Origin of the sequence: Synechococcus sp. R5-13 (genome assembly GCF_047462015.1) — a bacterium.
Classification (GTDB): Bacteria; Cyanobacteriota; Cyanobacteriia; order Thermostichales; family Thermostichaceae; genus Thermostichus.
The window spans coordinates 1-17,855 of the sequence record NZ_JANSIL010000027.1; the positions used below are offsets into that span (position 1 = coordinate 1).

Annotated in this window: 13 protein-coding genes; 9 read left to right on the top strand and 4 right to left on the bottom strand. The window is 59.0% G+C overall.

The annotated features are described in order from the left end of the window. The first annotated feature begins 574 nt into the window (after positions 1–574). On the top strand, positions 575–1,561 hold the full coding sequence (locus NW840_RS02350) for a hypothetical protein (RefSeq protein WP_414342188.1): 987 nt from the start codon (positions 575–577) through the stop codon (positions 1,559–1,561). A gap of 315 nt (positions 1,562–1,876) precedes the next feature. Here the strand turns inward: NW840_RS02350 and NW840_RS02355 are convergent, their stop codons facing one another. Continuing rightward, entirely contained in the window at positions 1,877–3,271 is a 1,395-nt protein-coding gene (locus tag NW840_RS02355) for a phosphoglucomutase/phosphomannomutase family protein (protein ID WP_414342189.1), read from the bottom strand. A 156-nt stretch (positions 3,272–3,427) separates the two neighbouring features. Between NW840_RS02355 and NW840_RS02360 the strand changes: the two genes are divergently transcribed. After that, entirely contained in the window at positions 3,428–5,953 is a 2,526-nt protein-coding gene (locus tag NW840_RS02360; protein WP_414342190.1) for a DNA gyrase/topoisomerase IV subunit A, read from the top strand. A 22-nt stretch (positions 5,954–5,975) separates the two neighbouring features. Here NW840_RS02360 and NW840_RS02365 read toward each other — a convergent pair whose 3' ends face one another. Beyond that, positions 5,976–6,485 (bottom strand): hypothetical protein, encoded by a 510-nt coding sequence (locus NW840_RS02365; RefSeq protein WP_414342192.1) that lies wholly within the window; start codon positions 6,483–6,485, stop codon positions 5,976–5,978. 304 nt (positions 6,486–6,789) lie between these two features. On the opposite strand from NW840_RS02365, the gene NW840_RS02370 reads away from it, so the two are divergent. The 3 genes from NW840_RS02370 (at position 6,790) to NW840_RS02380 (ending at position 10,659) form a co-directional block, all read left to right on the top strand. Next, the gene (locus NW840_RS02370; protein ID WP_414332084.1) at positions 6,790–7,665 is read left to right on the top strand and encodes an SDR family NAD(P)-dependent oxidoreductase; all 876 of its coding nucleotides are present in this window, start codon (positions 6,790–6,792) and stop codon (positions 7,663–7,665) included. Between the two features lie 142 nt (positions 7,666–7,807). Continuing rightward, positions 7,808–9,730 carry an ATP-dependent zinc metalloprotease FtsH gene (ftsH, locus tag NW840_RS02375; protein WP_414332083.1) on the top strand — a complete coding sequence of 641 codons (1,923 nt, stop codon included), beginning with the start codon at positions 7,808–7,810 and terminating at the stop codon, positions 9,728–9,730. A gap of 107 nt (positions 9,731–9,837) precedes the next feature. Then, on the top strand, positions 9,838–10,659 hold the full coding sequence (locus NW840_RS02380) for a class I SAM-dependent methyltransferase (RefSeq protein WP_414342194.1): 822 nt from the start codon (positions 9,838–9,840) through the stop codon (positions 10,657–10,659). A 129-nt stretch (positions 10,660–10,788) separates the two neighbouring features. Here NW840_RS02380 and NW840_RS02385 read toward each other — a convergent pair whose 3' ends face one another. Both NW840_RS02385 and dnaA read right to left on the bottom strand, forming a co-directional pair. Continuing rightward, positions 10,789–11,472 (bottom strand): hypothetical protein, encoded by a 684-nt coding sequence (locus NW840_RS02385; protein WP_414342196.1) that lies wholly within the window; start codon positions 11,470–11,472, stop codon positions 10,789–10,791. Positions 11,473–11,638: 166 nt separating this feature from the next. Next, a complete protein-coding gene (gene dnaA / locus NW840_RS02390; RefSeq protein WP_414342198.1) occupies positions 11,639–13,042 on the bottom strand; it encodes a chromosomal replication initiator protein DnaA in 1,404 nt (467 codons plus the stop codon). Between the two features lie 225 nt (positions 13,043–13,267). On the opposite strand from dnaA, the gene rpmH reads away from it, so the two are divergent. The 4 genes from rpmH to NW840_RS02410 form a co-directional block, all read left to right on the top strand. Further along, positions 13,268–13,408 (top strand): 50S ribosomal protein L34, encoded by a 141-nt coding sequence (rpmH, locus tag NW840_RS02395; protein WP_011434477.1) that lies wholly within the window; start codon positions 13,268–13,270, stop codon positions 13,406–13,408. Between the two features lie 81 nt (positions 13,409–13,489). After that, positions 13,490–13,870 carry a ribonuclease P protein component gene (gene rnpA, locus NW840_RS02400; RefSeq protein ID WP_414342200.1) on the top strand — a complete coding sequence of 127 codons (381 nt, stop codon included), beginning with the start codon at positions 13,490–13,492 and terminating at the stop codon, positions 13,868–13,870. Positions 13,871–13,952: 82 nt separating this feature from the next. Then, positions 13,953–17,513: a chromosome segregation protein SMC gene (gene smc / locus NW840_RS02405; protein ID WP_414342204.1), complete on the top strand. Its 3,561-nt coding sequence runs from the start codon at positions 13,953–13,955 to the stop codon at positions 17,511–17,513. Positions 17,514–17,601: 88 nt separating this feature from the next. Continuing rightward, positions 17,602–17,855, top strand: a 254-nt coding sequence (locus NW840_RS02410; RefSeq protein ID WP_414342202.1) for a Uma2 family endonuclease, incomplete at its 3' end; no start/stop codon positions are given.

The following is a 17,855-nucleotide window of genomic DNA, read 5'->3' on the forward strand; positions in this document are numbered from 1 at the left end:
GGTGAACGTCTCCATTCAAGCAACGGCTCCTGGGATCTACACATTGCCGCTGCTATTTGTGTCGAACAATCAGACTCTACCCAGTGCAGCTCCTCCCATCAATCTGGTGGTTAATCCGTAACGGTGTTATTCGCTGCGAGTTCGGCCAACTCTGCAATGTCAACTTGGTGAGTGAAGGTGCGAGGAGATGAAGATCAAGAAGGATTGGTTGCACACTTTGGGCAGTATCTGGGCTGTTTTCTTCACCACAGCCAGTTTGATTGGCTGCCAACAGGCAAAGGAGGATAGGAGCGTAACCAGCCTTCTTCCTGGGCCAATAATCCCCCCTCAAACTCCTAGCGTGCCTACCGGAGGCACCGAGGTAGGCTTACCTCCCATAGCGCCAGGGATCCCTTTACCAACTCCTACCATTGCTATCCAACCTCCTCTCCCAGCCCCAACCATTCCTCCGATTCCCTCTCCTGCTCCTGTTCCCACCATTAAGGCGGAGATCCCTGTTCCTTTTACTCCTTTCCCTCCTCCTCCCCCCCCTCCGTTCCCTGCTGAGAAAGTTAGCGTTACGCCGGAAAAAGTTGTGTTTGCGGAAGGCACAACTGTTGGTTCTACCGAAACTATAACCCTTACGCCTTCCAAAGCTCCTGCTAATGGCAGTTTGGTGTTGAAGGTGGAAAGCAATAACCCACAGGTGGTGGGTGTTTCTACAACAGCTGCCTCTTTCGTAACTGTTGTCATTCCACCGGGATCCGAGGATAAGCCCACAGTTACATTAACCCGTTTGATCCCGGCCACTCAGGAAGGCAATGCCACCATAATAGTTACCCGCGACCCTGCCACAACAGCTGTCAATTACCCGGTGGGCAGTGTGAATGTTCTTGTGCCGGTTAAGGTATTGCAGAAAGCGCCGCCTACCATTACGGTTACCCCTTCGACGATAGAGTTTCTCGATAATGACATAGTTGGGGCTACCAAGGTTGTCAGGGTCGAACTCGCAGCCCCTCCGATTGGTGGGCAGGTTGTTTTGGATGTCAGCGGAACTCCTAACCCCTTTGGGGCGGGCGCTCCGTTCACTGTTTCGACCTCTACTCTCCTCTTTAAGGAAGGTAGCAAAGGGCCTCAAGAATTCGGAGTTATTCGACTAACGGACGGGGTATTCACTGGCTCCATCACTATTAAGCTTAACCCATCCTTAACTACTGCCAGCAACTTCCTGACCAGTGATATTAACTTTGTGATTCCTGTGAAATCAGCTGTAGGTTCTATCCAGCTTGAATATGGGGATTCAGTAGATTGCACCAAAAACCTTCGTAATCTAGTCATCGTAAATCCAAAAATTACCATCCAAGGTAGAGTCCTTAGACCCCTAACTTTCAAGGCAGAGCCTGAACCTCCACCGCCAGATGGCTTTTCGTTTGACAGGCCAACGGGGGCAATCAAGGTGCAGTGTCCAGACACCGAAAACACTCCTCCCATTGGCTCTACTCTCTTGACATTGGTGACTGTTACGGACTCTTCTAGTCCTCCTATCTCGGCGCAGGCACGTGTGAACATTACAGTTAAGTAGACGATACATGCCTGGCTTGTATGAATGTCCAAGACCATCTTGGGTGAGACTGTTGAGCTACACCCAATCGGCTTTTCTTTTGCTGCACTGGTAACGGTTACTAACTCTTCGACTCCCCCAATTGCAGCTCAGAAGTTTGCAGCGGTCAAAGTCGAGTAGCAAATATCGCCTCTAAGAAATCTGTGCAAAGCTAGGAGGGGGTGATGGAACTGATCACATCAAATCCAAAGTCCCCAGCGTGTCTCCTCAGGGGCTGGGCGCGCTTAGTCCGTGCTTTTCGGATCAGTATCGTAGGGCTTGGTACTCGGATCTGAACTAAGCTGCCAATGTTGCTGCCCAATCCAGGAGGGCGTTCACTGCTTTTAGGTCTTTCGCCTCTGAGTACAACCTCAGCAGAGGCTCGGTGCCACTGCCGCGAATCATCACCCAACTGCCGTCGGCAAGGGTAAATTTGTGGCCGTCTTTGTCGAAATGCTTGATCACTTTCTGCCCCAAAATCTCAGCCGGGGGATCCATCTGTAGCCGTTTGAATAACTCAGTTTGTTGGTTTTGATCCGCGAGGTGGAGATCGCGGCGCAGGTAAACAGAGGTGAACCCTTCCCGTTCCTGCAAAGCCCGGTAGATGGTGCTGAGATCTTGGCCGGTTTCCGCGACCGCTTCGATGAGATAGAGGGCCGAAAGCAGAGCATCCCGCTCGGGAATGTGGCCCAAGTAGCCGATGCCGCCCGATTCTTCCCCGCCCAACAGCACCTGGGTGCTCATCATGCGCTCGGCAATGTACTTGAAGCCCACCGGCATTTCCGTAACCGGCAGGCCATAGCGCTCGGCAACTTTAACAAACAGCTCAGAGCCGCTGATGGTTTTGACAATCTCGCCCCGTAAGCCGCGTCGCCCCGCCAAGTGGTCGATCAAGATGGGAATGAGGATCTGGGGGCTGAGGAAATGGCCCTGCCCATCCAGGGCGGCAATGCGGTCGGCATCTCCATCAAAGACCAGGCCCATTTTCAAGGGGGCCGGATCCGCCGCGATGATCTGAGCGGAAGCCTGCAGGTTTTGCGGCAAAGGCTCAGGGGGAAATCCCCCAAACAAGGGATCCCGATGCGCCTGCAACTCAATGACCTTCTCCCCCAAGAGGCGCTTGAGGCCGCCAGCGCCAGAGCCAAACATGACATCCACCCAAATCTTGGCCGGGGATCCTTTGAGCTTTTCCAGATCCACAAAGCGGCTGAGCTGAGCCAGGTAGCCGGGCCAGGGATCCCAGGTTTCAATAGGAGCCTTTGCGGATCCCAGCGGTTTCAGGTTTTGCATCTCCTGCTCGATGGCAGCAGTAACTTCCGGGGGCACGGATCCACCAAATCCCCCCTTGACCTTGAGGCCGGAATAGTGGGGGGGGTTGTGGCTGGCGGTGATCACCAAAGCGCCATGGCAGCCTCGCTCCTTAGCACCCCAGCTAAAGGCCGGCGTTGGGGCCACTGTGGTGGAGAGATAGACCGGGATCCCCAATCGGGCCACCACTTCGGCAGCGTGGGCGGCAAAGCGCTCCGAGAGAAAGCGGTTGTCGTAGCCGACCAGGATCCCTTCGCCGGGGTAGGTGCGGGCCAACACTTGGGCGCTGGCCTGGGCGGCAATGCTCAGGTTCTGAAACGTGAAGCCATCGGCAATCACGGCTCGCCAGCCGTCGGTGCCAAAACGGATCGGGGTATCGGCCATAGTGGTGTTGCGGTGGGTGCTGCCGCTTCAAGTCATAGCACGAGGTAGGCGTTTCGGTGTTCGGTCTGCTCTCAACTCCTATCGAGATGGGATCCCTCTCGCAGGGGCCGCAGAAGCGGCTAGAGTAACCTGGAAAGCGTTCCGCTCCTGTGTGCCATGACTCAGCAACTGACTCTCGACGGACTGGGATTGGGATCGAATGGGGGATCCCGTCTGGGTCGGGTGATTGTAACCGATTTGCAGGGGGAGATGCAGCGCTCCTACCTGGAATACGCCATGAGCGTGATCGTGGGGCGGGCCTTGCCGGATGTGCGGGATGGCCTCAAGCCGGTACACCGCCGCATCCTCTACGCCATGCACGAGCTGGGCCTGACGCCGGATCGCCCCTACCGCAAATGCGCACGGGTGGTGGGGGATGTGCTGGGGAAATATCACCCCCACGGGGATCAGGCAGTTTATGACGCGCTGGTGCGCATGGTGCAAGACTTTTCCAGCCGCTATCCCCTGGTGGCGGGACACGGCAACTTCGGCTCGGTGGACGATGACCCGCCGGCGGCTATGCGCTACACGGAGTGCCGGCTGGCGGAGCTGAGCCACACAGCGCTTCTGGAGCAGGTGTCGGAAGAGATCGTCGATTTCATGCCCAATTTCGACGGATCCCAGGCGGAGCCCACCGTTCTCCCGGCCCGATTGCCCATTTTGCTGCTCAACGGCTCTTCCGGCATTGCCGTGGGCATGGCCACCAATATCCCACCCCACAACCTGGGGGAAGTGGTGGATGGCCTGTTGGCTTTGATCGACCATCCCGACCTTAGCCCTGAGGAACTGTTGCGGTGGATCCCAGGGCCGGATTTTCCCACCGGCGGCCAAATCTTAGACACCCAAGGGATCCGCGAAGCCTACCTCACCGGGCGCGGTTCCATCACCCTGCGGGGGGTAGCCCGATTTGAGGAGATCCAGCCGGGCAAAGGACGCCACCGGCGGCCTGCTCTAGTCATCAGCGAGTTTCCCTATCAGGTGAACAAAGCCGCCTGGATCGAAAAAGTGGCCGAGCTGGCCAACCAAGACCGCATCAGCGGCATCGCCGATCTGCGGGATGAGTCGGATCGCAGCGGCATTCGCGTGGTGGTGGAGCTCAAGCGAGAAGCCAACCCGCAGGCGGTTTTGCAGCAGTTGTATAAGCTCACCCCTTTGCAAAGCAACTTTGGAGCCATCCTGCTGGCTTTGGTGAACGGGGAACCGCGGCAGCTCAGCCTCAAGGACATCCTGCAACACTTCTTGCAATTTCGCGAGGCCACCCTCAACCGGATGTTCCGTGCCGAGTTGCAGCAGGTGCAGCGCAAGGCGGAAGAGGTGGCAGGAATGTTGCTGGCGTTGGCGGATCTGGAGGGGGTGATCGAGCTGCTGCGGCAAGCGCCCGATGGTACCACGGCCAAAGCCCAATTGCAAACTCGCCTGGGCTGTACCCCCCAGCAGGCAGAGACGATTTTGGCCATGCCTCTGCGTCGCCTGACGGGATTGGAGCGGGAACGGCTGCACCAGGAACACGCCCAGTTGCAGACCCGCATCGAAGAACTGCAGGGGCTACTCAGCGACCGCCGCAAGCTCTTGAATTATTTGAAAAAAGAGCTGCGACACCTGAAAAAGACCTTCGGGGATCCCCGGCGCACCCAGATCCTCTCGGCCTCGGAGCTGGAAGCGGAAGTGGCCCAAATCCCCAGCGGTGAAGAGACGGAAGAGACCCACTTCTTGCTGCAATTCACCCGCAAGGGCTATGTGCGCCGCCTGCCTCTGCCTGGCCGTCGCTCCCGCAGCAACCCCGCGCAGCGGGAAGTGGGGGAGGATCTACTGGTCGGCCTGGAATGCGCCACGCTGGAGCAGGAAATCTTGGTGCTCACCGCTGGCGGCAAGGCTTTTACCGTGCCCATCGCAGGGATTCCCCTCAGCACTGGCTCTTCACGGGGGGTACCCCTGCTCACCCTTCTTCCCAACCCTGAGCCGATCGTCGCCACCTTCACGTTGGCTCCGGATCCGGGCAAGGCAAGTTTGGTGGTGCTCAGCCGGCAGGGGCGGATCAAGCGGCTGGCCCTGGCAGAGTTGATGGGCCTTACCCAACGGGGATCCACCGTCCTCAAACTAAAGGAGGGAGATGAGCTGGGCTGGGCAGCCCTTTGGGATCCCGGCCACCAAGGCTACAGCGTTGCTCTGGCGACTTCAGGGGGACGGGTGCTGCGGCTGGCTGCCGAAGGGATCCCTTTGATGGGTCGAGCGGCTATGGGATCGCCGGCCCTGCGTTTGGGGCGCGCCGAGCGAATAGTTGGTATGGCGCTGCTGCCCTCCCAAGGGATCCTGGTTCTGGCCAGCCGGTCGGGCTATCTGAAGCGCTTGTCTCTGGAGGAGATCCCCATCTTGGAGCGGAGTCCGGTGGGCGCGCCGGCCTTTCACTTCTCCGACCGAGGGGATGTGCTGGTGGGCTTGGTGGGTCTCCCCCCCGAGCTGGAGAGGCCTTCCCATCTGCAACTGGATGTGATCACGGAGTCTGAACAGGTGTACTCCTTCTCTCCTGCCGAGATCCCGCTGCAAAGCCGCTCCGGGGGCGGATCCCTCCTGGTCAAAGGGGAGCGGGTCAGGGAGTTGCGCCTGTTCTGGCCGCAGTGGCTGCCGGAAGGCGATGTGGGATAGCTCTTGGGGGAGCAGAAGATCCCTAGGACGAAGAGCCTTCCCCAGGCGAGGCCGAATCGGTCGGCGGGGAGCCGGGATCCGTCTCCGGCACTTCGGGATGGCGAACGGGCTTGGGTAGGGTGCCACCTGACCTGATAACCAAACAGCGCACGGTTTGGTGCAGCTCCTCCAGCAAAATGCTGATGGCAGAGCGGAAGTCTCGGTGGTCATCTCGCATTTGCTCCAGCATGGCGCGGATGACTTCCTGACAATCCTTCAGGATGTGCTGCTGCTGGGCAACAATCTGCACCAGTTCGCTTTGTTCCTTGAGCAGCTCCCGCAGACAAGAGCGCAGCTCTTCCACATGGCTCTGCCAAAGGGCCTGTCCTTCCCGCAGCTCCATCACGCTGGTGCGCAAATCGGCGGTCGAGTCTCTTAGGGCTTCGCTGTGGCGGCGCTCGGCTTCCAGTTGCTTTTGCTGCTCCTGCTGCTGTTGGCGCAACTCAGAATTGGCCCGCAAGTTGGCTTCCGCTGCCCTGAGCAATTGAGCCAATCGAACCTCAGTAACAACCCAACGCTCTTCCGGGGAGAGAGATCGACCTCGGCCAACTCGCCTGCAGAAGTACTTCACAGTCGCTGCACCCTATACACAACTCTCTACTTTAAATCAAAGCACCATAGGACTTCAGCCCAAGCAGAGACCTGTCTATCGGGCTTTGTCCCGGCTGTTTTCTGGGTTTACCCAATGTAGCCATGATAGCGGATGCCGAATCCAGAAGTTCGGAAGGCGAGGCTGCCCCTCTCCAGGGATTCCAGTCGTTCTTCTAGGATGGTGGAGAGTTTGGATAAAAGAAACCATGCCTTCACTTGCAAATCAGGTGGTGCTGATTACCGGCGCCTCTGCTGGAATTGGGGAAGCCGTCGCTCTGGAGGCGGCCAAACGCGGGGCTCGCTTGGTGCTGGCGGCCCGCCGGGAAGGGCTGCTGCGAAACGTCAAAGACTTGGTGGAGAGTCGGGGAGCGGAGGCGCTGGTGGTGCCCACCGACATGGCCGATACGGCCCAGGTGGAGGCGCTGGCCCAAAAGGCTCTGGATCATTTTGGCCGGGTGGATATCCTGGTGAACAACGCCGGCTATGGCCAGATGGGGCCGGTGGAAGAGGTGGATGTGGCGGCCATGCGGCGCCAGTTTGAGGTGAATGTGTTTGGCCTGCATGCTCTCACCCGTGCCCTCTTGCCCCAAATGCGGGAACGGGGCAGTGGCCGCATCCTCAACCTCAGCTCGGTGGCCGGCCAGCTGTCCATGCCTTTCAGCGGCGTTTACAGCGCCACCAAGTTTGCTGTCGAAGCCCTCAGCGACGCCCTGCGGGTGGAGGTGGCCCCCTTCGGCATCAAGGTTATCTTAATCGAGCCGGGGCCGGTAGCCACCGAGTTTGGCCGCGTGGCGGAAGAAACCTTTGCTGCCGTTGTCAACCCCAATGGCCCCTACAAAGCGATCTTGGACAAGACCGCCGATCTGGCCAGCTCGTTCAGCAAAATGGCCTGGCCGGTGGAGAAGGTGGTGGAGCCGATCCTGAGGGCGATGACCGATCCTCACCCTTCCGACCGCTACACCGCTTTCACGGGGGGTAAGGTGGCGTTGGGGCTGATGCGGCTCATGCCCGCTGCTCTGGCTGACTCCATGTGGCGGCGCGTCTATGGGCTGGATGGTCTGGGATCCCCCGGCTCGGCCTAATTGCAGGCTGGTGGCGGGCAGGGATCCCTACAAGATCTCAAGCCCATTGAGTTCTCCTTGGTGCGGGGGCAGGGTTGTGCCTTCCAGGAGGGACAGGTTAAGTTTGTTAGAGGACTTTTAATAACCGAGCGTTCTCTTCCCTATGAACAAGCCTCTATCTCCCCAGCGCTGGTTGATCGCCCTCCTGCTGGGCTTTTGTCTCTGGCAGGGATCCGGCCTGGTGCTGCAGCCTGCACCCGCCCATGCAGCTTTGGCCTCGGCCCTCACCTACGATCGCTTTTTGCGCTACGTCGAGGAGGGGCGGGTTACGGATGTGCGCCTCACGGACAACAATCTGGTAGCTGAAGTTACGGCTGTGGATCCCCAGACCCAGCATTCCACCCGCTACCGAGTGAACCTGCTGCCCAACACCGTACCGCAACTGGTGGACCGCCTCACCGAGCAGGGGATCGAAGTGGCAGTGGTACCCACCCGCAATGGCAGCGCCTTTTGGGCGCTTCTGGGCAACCTGGTGATCCCGCTGTTGCTGTTGGGAGGGTTGTTCTTTTTCCTGCGGCGTGCCGGTGGCGGAGCGGGCGGCCCTGGGCAGGCAATGAACTTCGGCAAATCGCGGGCCCGCTTCCAGATGGAAGCCAAAACCGGCGTTAAGTTCGACGATGTGGCCGGGATTGAAGAAGCCAAAGAAGAATTGCAAGAGGTGGTTACCTTCTTGAAGAAGCCGGAGCGCTTCACCGCTGTTGGGGCCAAGATCCCCAAAGGCGTGTTGTTGGTGGGGCCGCCGGGGACGGGAAAAACCCTTCTGGCCAAGGCCATTGCCGGCGAGGCAGGAGTGCCCTTTTTCAGCCTTTCCGGCTCTGAGTTTGTGGAAATGTTTGTCGGGGTGGGCGCCTCTCGCGTGCGGGATCTCTTCAAGAAGGCCAAGGAGAATGCGCCTTGCATCGTCTTCATCGACGAGATCGACGCGGTGGGCCGGCAGCGGGGGGCTGGCATCGGCGGTGGCAACGACGAACGCGAGCAAACCCTGAACCAGTTGCTCACGGAGATGGACGGCTTTGAGGGCAACACCGGCATTATCGTGATTGCCGCCACCAACCGCCCTGATGTGTTGGATGCCGCTCTCTTGCGTCCGGGGCGCTTCGACCGCCAGATTACGGTGGATCGGCCCAGTTTCAAGGGGCGCTACGAGATCTTGCGGGTGCATGCCCGCAACAAGAAGCTGGCGGAAGAGGTCAGCCTGGAGGCGATTGCCCGCCGTACCCCCGGCTTTGCCGGTGCGGATCTGGCCAACCTGCTCAATGAAGCGGCCATTTTGGCGGCCCGCCGTCAGCGCATGGCCATCACCAACCAAGACATTGACGATGCCATCGACCGCATCACCATCGGCCTGACCAAGCCCCCGCTGTTGGACGGCAAGAGCAAGCGCCTGATCGCCTACCACGAGTGTGGCCATGCCCTGTTGATGACACTTTTGCCCCACGCGGATCCCTTGAACAAGGTGACCATCATCCCCCGTTCCGGCGGCGCAGGTGGCTTTGCCCAGCAACTGCCCAACGAGGAGCAGATCGACTCCGGCATGTACAGCCGCGCTTGGCTGCTGGATCGGGTGGTGGTGGGCTTTGGCGGTCGGGCGGCCGAAGAGATCGTCTTCGGCTACTCGGAAGTGACCACCGGAGCCAGCAACGACCTGCAGCAGAACACGAATCTGGTGCGGCAGATGGTGACCCGCTTTGGCATGTCTGAGCTGGGGCCCTTGATGCTGGATCCCCCCAACAACGAGGTATTCTTGGGCGGCGGCTGGATGAACCGCGTCGAGTACTCGGAGGATGTGGCCGCCAAGATCGACCGCCAGGTGCGGCAGATCCTGGAGAGCTGTTACCAGAAAGCCAAGCAGATTTTGCTGGAGCACCGCCCTCTGCTGGATCGATTGGCCGATACCTTGGTGGAACGGGAAACCCTGGATGGCGACGAATTCCGGGCGATTGTCTCAGAGTATGTGCCCATCCCGGAGAAGGTCGGCCTGCCCAGTCCACTTGCGGAAGCGGGACGGAGTCCAAAGTTGGTCTAAGGGATCCCATCTCCATTGCCAGATAGACAACTGGGGGGGTTGTTGGGGCTGGATCCCGGCAGCTGCCCCCTTTTCCTCGCGAGTTTTGGGTTGCGTTGGGCTGTCGCATGCTCTCTTCGCTCTCTGCTTTGCCGGTTCACCTTTATCGCTGCCTGAGCTGCGGTCGGGAAGGGTTGACCCAATCACCAGGGCGGGAACAGGGATCCGTGGCAGATCGGGTTTATTGTCCCAGTTGTGGCCAAATTTACCCCATCACCGCTTCTGGGGCTGTGGATTTTATCGGCAGCTCATCGGACCTGCATCTCACGCCGGCCCAAGCCATTGCCCATCTGCCTGGGTTTGCCTGGGGCTACGATCGCCTCTGGCGGCCCTGGGCCCTGTCGCTACTGACGGGGGAGAGCTTTGGCAGCGAGCGGGAGAGTCAACTGCTGGCCGAGTTGGTAGGGGAGGGGGATCCCATCTTGGATTTGGGCACTGCCGGGGGGTACTGGAGCCGCTTGCTCTTGGCCAAGGATCCACAACGGACGGTGATCGGCCTGGACAATGCGGCAGGGGTATTGGCGGAAGCCGCTCAACAAGCGCAGCCCCACTGGCAGCACTACAGCCTGATGCGGGCCCGAGCCGAACAGCTTCCCCTCGCCTCTGGAACTTTTGGGGCGGTGATCAGCGGGGCCACCTTGAACGAATTGCCTTTGGATCCCTGTTTGCGGGAAATTGCCCGCGTCTTGAAACCGGGAGGGGCCTTTGTCTCGATGCACAGCCAGCAGGTACAGGGATGGGGGCAGATGGTGCAGCAATGGCTGGAAGCCACCGGCCTTCATTTTTTCTCGGAAACCCAGTTGCGCGAGCACCTTCAACAGGTGGGGCTGCAGTTGGAGCGTTATCTCAGCTTGGGTTGGGTGGCCTTTGTGCGGGCGGTGCGCCTCTGATCTGGGCTGGGTTGAGGTGGCCATTCATTAGAGTCCAGAGCGGAGCCATCACCCAAATCCAAGTCGCGTCGATCCCCAGCCCTCCTCTTCCACCGGGAGAGGGCCTGGGAGTGAGGGCGAGAGCGCAGGCTAGGGGATCCACTCCAGCCCAACGCCAAAGCTAAACTCCCGATCCAAGGTCGAGTTGCGCAGGCTATAGCGAGCAGAAAGACGAAAGGAAGGGCTAATGGCGTAGGCAGCAGTGAGCTCCGCCAGGGTGGCCTGTCCTTCTTCCGGCTCCTGGGGGGCAACCCAACTGTAGCTACCGGTCAAATCTGCAGCTCCGGGAGCCAAGGCCAAAACGGCAAAAGCCCCATAGCTAACTCCGCTGAGGCTGCGGTTTTTTTGTTCCAAAGCCCGATACCCCAGTTGTGGCGCCAGATTAAAACGGGATCCCAGGGGGGCCAGAAAGTATCGCATCTCCGACCCGTACTGGCGCACTTCGGGATGTTCGGAAGATTGGCGATAGTCACCGCTGAGGGTGAGGCGATCTCCCAGGCGCAAATCCTGCAGGCTGATTCGCCAGTGCGAAGAGGACTCAAAGCCGGCCTGCAAGCGGGTGGGCAAGACGGGCGTGTTGCGGATTTCTTCCAGGAGATTGGGCGGGTTTTGCAGCCAGCGGCGCAACACGGGGCTGTCTTCTAAAATTCGGTCATCCAAGCCCAAATCCAAAGCGGCTGAGAGGATGGCCGGCACCGGATCTGGAATAGGGGCTTGCTGGGAATTGGCCCAAACCGGCCGCTCAGGCACCAGTCCAGCCCAGAGGAGCAGCATACCCAGGCGAAGCCCTTTGCCAGACTGTCTCACCACCTGCAACCACATTCATTGCGTCCCTACTGTAGCCGCTTTCCGAGGGATTCTCCACGCAGACGGGCAAGGCTGGAGGTGCTCCACAGCGCGGCAACAACACCTCAAAGACGGCTCAACGACAACAGAAAGCCTAGCTGTTCCGGCTGTTGGCAACCACCCGCAAGCGCTCGACCAATTTTTGCAGTTGCCGTTCAAATTGCAGACTTTGCCGCTGTAGCTGACTGACCTTTTCACAGCTATAGAGGACGGTGGTGTGATCTTTTCCCCCAAAGTAGTCGCCAATTTTGGGCAGGCTGAGGTTGGTGTAGTGGCGCATCAAGAACATGGCAATTTGCCGTGCTTGGCTGATGTCACGCTTGCGGGAGGATCCCAGTAAACTGTCTCGGTCGATGCCGAATTCTTCACAGACCACATCGGTAATCATGTCGGCGGTGATCTCTTTCGGCTCGCTGGGGGGATTGAGGATGGGCTGAATCGTCTCTACACTCATCGGCAAGCCGGAAATGGAAACATAGGCGACGGCGCGGATCAGGGCACCTTCCAGCTCGCGGATGTTGCTGGTGTAGGTGGTGGCAATGTACTCGATCACGTCGGCGGGCAGGTTCATCCCCTCGTACTCGGCTTTCTTCTTGAGAATGGCCATGCGGGTTTCGATATCGGGCGATTGAATTTCCGCAATCAAACCCATGGAGAAACGAGAACAAAGCCGCTCCTGCAGACGCGGGATCAGATGAGGAGAGCGGTCGGCGGCCAGTACGATCTGTTTGCCGGACTCGTGCAGCGTATTAAAGGTGTGAAAAAACTCCTCTTGGGTGTACTCTTTGCCTTCGATAAATTGAACGTCATCCACCAATAAAATATCTACATCTCGATAGTGCTCCCGGAAAGACTGCATGCTGTCTCGCCGGATGGCATCGATTAAATCGTTGGTAAACCGTTCGGTGGACACGTAGAAGACCTTGGCGCGTGAATTGGCCTCCAGTTGGTAGTGGCCAATGGCCTGCATCAGGTGGGTTTTGCCCAGACCCACCCCACCGCAGAGAAACAGGGGGTTGTAGGCGCGCCCAGGCTTGTCGGCCACAGCCAGAGCTGCAGCGTGAGCCATGCGGTTGTTGGGGCCAACCACAAACCGCGAGAAGGAATACTTGGGGTTGAGATCCGGCGCCCGCATGGGCAGGCTGCCGCCGACTTCCAGTCCTAGGGTGGTGGAGGCAGGTAAGCTGCCGGCTCTGCCCGATGTTGGGGAAATCGCCCTTGAAGGGGGTTCTGCCTCGACAGAAGCGTGGGGGGAAACGGAAAACTCCACCTGCAAAGGGATCCCGGCTACCCGCTGCACCACCTCGGTGATGGTGGAAGCGTAGTGCTTTTGCAGCCAGCCCCGTGCCCATTCGCTGGGGGTACAGATGGTGAGGCGGTTGTCCACCAACGATTCAGCCCGCGCCGTTTTGATCCAAGCCTCAAAGGTTGGGCGGCTGAGCTGCACCTGCAGATGACACAGGGCTTCATCCCAGAGCTGATCCAGGGAAATATCCACACCACACACTCAGAGCGACACAGCAGAAGCCCAGAGGAAACAGCGGCGGCTTCCTCGACAGGAGCTTCGGGATTCCCAATTTAACTGCTCGGCGCGGGGTGGCCAATCTAGCAATTTTCCATTGAGTCTGCTAAGATTAAGCGTCTGCGATCAGTTTCAAGCGGGCTAATTTCGGTCTGGTCAGCTCTGGCAAATGATCTTGGATTCATAAGTTGGCTTCTCACCATGACTCAGCGTACCCTTCGTGGCACCAATCGCAGACGCATTCGGGTTTCTGGGTTTCGGGCCAGAATGCGAACGGCAACTGGGCGTCAGGTCTTGCGGCGACGGCGGGCCAAGGGGCGTTATCGCCTGGCGGTTTCCTAAGCCCTTTGGTCAGAGATTTGATTTGTCTTGGTTTTTTGGAGCGTTGCAGCCCAAAACAGGCTGACTTCGGGGCCCAAATAAATGTTGCCGGCTCCTCATCGATTGCGGGATCGACGAGCTTTTCAGGCGCTCTACCAGGGGGGCCAACGTCGTTCCGGTGCAGGCTTGACCCTGCTGTTTCAGCCGATGCCCGCAGGGTGCGAAGGGATCCCTAGCCAAGTGGGGCTGGTGATCGGCAGAAAGGTGAGCAAATCTGCCGTAAAACGGAATCGGCTGCGACGCCAGTTGCGAGAAATCTTGCGCCCTCTGTGCCCAAACCTGAAACCCGGATACCGGCTGCTGTTTATCTCCAAGGCAAACTTACTGACCTACCGCTGGCCGGAGCTGAGGGCGGAGGTGCATCGTCTTCTCCAAAAGGCCGACCTGCTCGTCAGCACAGATGCGGATCCCAGGCTGTCCTAGAGACCTAGGCTGCACAGGTTTTTGCTACCCATGCTAGCCTGTTGCCATCATATGCTGGTGGCCACGCTAGATGTGGGGTGTGATGTACATCAAGCGGATTGAGCTGACCCGATTTAAGTCGTTTGGCAGCACCACCTCGTTGCCCCTGCTGCCGGGCTTTACGGTCATTTCCGGCCCCAATGGCTCCGGCAAGTCCAACATCCTGGATGGGATCCTGTTCGCGCTGGGTTTATCGTCCTCGCGGGGGATGCGGGCAGAGAGGCTTTTGGATCTGGTGCATTCCGGCAGCCTCAACGGCAATCGGCAGGTGGAAACCCACGTTTCCGTCACCTTTGAGCTGGGGCCGGGAGAAGATGGCCAGCCCAGGGAATGGAAAGTCAGTCGCCGGCTGCGGGTCAGGCCCGGAAAGGCTGAGGAGCTCGCCCGCGATAGTGGGACGGATTCTCTCCCCTACACCAGCACCTTTTATATCAACGATGTGCCCTGTACCCTGAGCGAGCTGCACGAACAACTGGAGGCGATGCACATCTACCCCAACGGCTACAACGTTGTTTTACAAGGGGATGTCACCAGTATCATTTCCATGCACCCCAAGGAACGGCGGCAGATCATCGACGAATTGGCGGGGGTGGCCACCTTCGACCGCAAGATCGCCCAGGCCAACAGCAAGCTGGAGGCGGTACGGGAACAAATTGAGCGCTTTCGGCTCATCGAACAGGAATGGCAAGCCCAGGGAGAACGGCTGCTCAAAGAGAGCGAAAAGGCTCAACACCATCAGCAACTGCGGCTGCAGTTGCAAACGCTGGAGCAGCAGCAACAGGTGTTGCTTTGGCGGCATTTGCAGGCCCAAGTGGAAGAAACCCAGGCGGCCATTCAGCGGTTTCTGGAAACTCAGGAGCAGGCCACTGCTCAGGTGCAGACCTTGAGCGAGCATTTGCAGCAAGCCGAAGCCGCCCTGACCGAGTTGCAAAGCCGCATCCACGCCCTTGGAGAGGAGGAATACCTGCACCTGCAAGCCCAGATTGCCGCCGCCGAAACACAACGGCAACAGGTCAGCCGACAGATCGCAGCCTGGCAGCAGGAGATCGAGCAAGCGCAGCGCCTACATCAGGAGCGGCAAACCCAACAGCAGCATCTGCAGGCGGAGCTGGAACACCTGCACAGCCAACAGGAGCAACTGGCCCAAGCCCAGGGATCCCTGCAGGCCCAGGTTCAGAAAGCCCAAATTAGCTTGGAACAGAGCCGCGAACAGCTGCGCGCCCTAGCCCAATCCGCTGATGCCTGGGTGAAACAGCAGCGCTACCTCACCCGCCACATTGAGGAACTCCGCGCTGAACAGGAGCCTCTCCAACAGGAGCAAATTCGCCTGCAAGAGCGACAACGGCAACTGGAACGACAAAGCCAAGAGATCCAAGCGGAGATTGCCCAGATCGAGGCGTGGCTGGGATCCCACCTGGCCCTCACCGCCGAGCTGGAACACACTTGCCGACAGTCGGAAGCTCAGGTTCAAACTTTGGCCCAAGAGCTGGCCCAACTGCAGGCCGGCCTGGAGCTGGATCGCGCCACCCACGAGCGCCTGGCCGCCGAGCTGCACGCCAAGCAGCGGCAACTGGACAAATGGGAAACCCGCCGCCAAGTGTTGCAAGAATCCCAGGGATCCCGGGCGACCCAAGCCATCCTGAGTGCCCGTCTGCCGGGGGTTTTGGGGTTGGTGGCCCAGTTGGGGCAGGTGGATCCCCAGTATCAACTGGCCCTGGAGGTTGCAGCAGGCAACCGGCTGCACTTTGTGGTGGTGGAGGATGACACCGTGGCCGTGAGCGCTGTCAACTTTTTGAAACGGGAAAAAGCCGGACGCGCCACCTTTTTGCCCTTGAATAAGCTCCAGCCCACCCGCCCCCCCAGCCCCCTGAAATTGGACGGCCTGATCGACTACGCCATTCGTTTGGTGCGTTTTGAAGAGCGCTACCGGGATGTGTTCGGCTTTGTGTTCGGCTCCACCCTGGTTTTCCAAAGCCTAGAGCTGGCCCAGCCCCACATCGGCAAGCACCGCATGGTTACTCTGGAAGGGGAGCTGTTGGAAACTTCGGGCGCCATGACCGGCGGCAGCGCCCCCCAGCGAGCTGGGATCCACTTTTCTGCCGGCGAACCTTCCGAGGAGGCCGCCTTGCGCTCCCGCTTGGCCGAGCTGGAGGAACTGCTGGCCGCCCTCACCCTGCGCCTACAAGCAGCCCAAGCCCGCGAAAAACAACTGGCCCAAGCCCTGCTCCTGGCTCGCCAAGACGCCCTGCAAGCCCAGCAATATCTGGAGCGGCACCAAGCCGACTGCCAAAAGCAACAGGCCCGCCTGCAACACCTGCAGGGATCCCTGGCGCAAAGGCAAAGCGAAAGCCACCAGATCCAGCAGCGGCTCGACCAGATTCAACTGCGTTGGGATCCCTTGCAACAGCGCCTAGCCGATCTCGCCCTCAAGCTCAGCCAACTGGAGGGATCCCCGGTGAACCAGCATTGGCAGCAACTGCAGCAGGCGGTGCAGCAGCAAGAAAGTCGCTTGGCAGAGCTGCAGCAGCAACTGGCCCAACTGGAGCGGCAACAGCAGGAGAACTCCGGCCAACAACACCTGAAACAGGCCCAAATCCAGCACCACCAGGAGCGCCTGCAGGAGAGCAAACAGCGCCAAGCCTATCTGCAGGAGCAAATCGTCCAAGCCCAAGCCACCCTTGGCCAAATCCAGCAACACCTTGCCGAGCAACGGCAACAGATGAGCCAGATCGAGGCCCGACTTTCCCACCTGCGCCAAGAGCGGGATCGGCAAGAATTCCAATTGCGGGCCCAACAACAGCAGATCCAACGCCTGGAGTGGGAACGCTACAACGCCCTCACCCAACAACAGGAAAAAGAGGCTCTGCTGGCCCAACTGCAAACCCAACTGCAAGCGGTGGTTCAAGAGCTGCCGGATCCGCTGCCCGACTTGCCCGCCACCCTGACCTTAGACGAGCTGCAGCGGCAAAAACGCAAAATCGAAGAGCAATTGCGATCCCTGGAGCCGGTAAACATGCTGGCCATTGCCGAATACGAACAGACCCAAGCTCGCCTGCGGGATCTCAGCGCCAAACTGGAAACCCTGCACCAAGAGCGCACCGAGTTGTTGCTGCGCATCGAGAACTTTTCCACCCTGCGTCGGCAAGCCTTCTTGGATGCCTTTCATGCCGTCAACGGCCATTTTCAAACCATCTTTGCCCAACTTTCCGATGGGGATGGTCATTTGGAATTGGAAAACCCAGAGGATCCCTTTGCAGGCGGTCTAACCTTGGTGGCCCACCCCAAAGGTAAGCCGGTGCGCCGTCTCAGCGCCATGTCGGGAGGAGAAAAATCGTTGACAGCCCTCAGCTTTATTTTTGCTCTGCAGCGGTTCCGCCCTTCCAGCTTTTACGCCTTTGATGAAGTAGATATGTTTTTGGACGGGGCCAATGTGGAAAAATTGGCCAATATGATCTGGCAGCAATCTCGTCAGGCGCAGTTTTTGGTGGTCAGTTTACGCCGCCCCATGATCGAAAAAGCTGAGCACACCATTGGTGTAACCCAGGCCCGCGGTGCATACACTCAGGTGATCGGCCTGACCAAACCCGCCCCTCACCCCAGTTAAGATGTGGCTTGGTTAAGAGCAGAGGGCAAATCCTGAGGTCCCATTAGACTCATTCTAAGAATGGTTTAGGAGTGTCCAAACGCCTGCCATGGTTGCTCTGACTCTGAATCTATCCCCCCTGACAACTCTGAGCCGAGCAGATTTTATTCGGCTTTGTGCCGCCAATCCTGACCTGAAGCTGGAGCGTACCGCTCAAGGAGAATTGGTTATCATGTCTCCAACCGGCGGGGAAACCGGCCACTGGAATGCCGAAATCACCACAGACTTAACCCTTTGGAATCGGCAATCGGGCCGAGGGAAAAGCTTTGATTCTTCCACCGGATTTTCCTTGCCTTCAGGCAG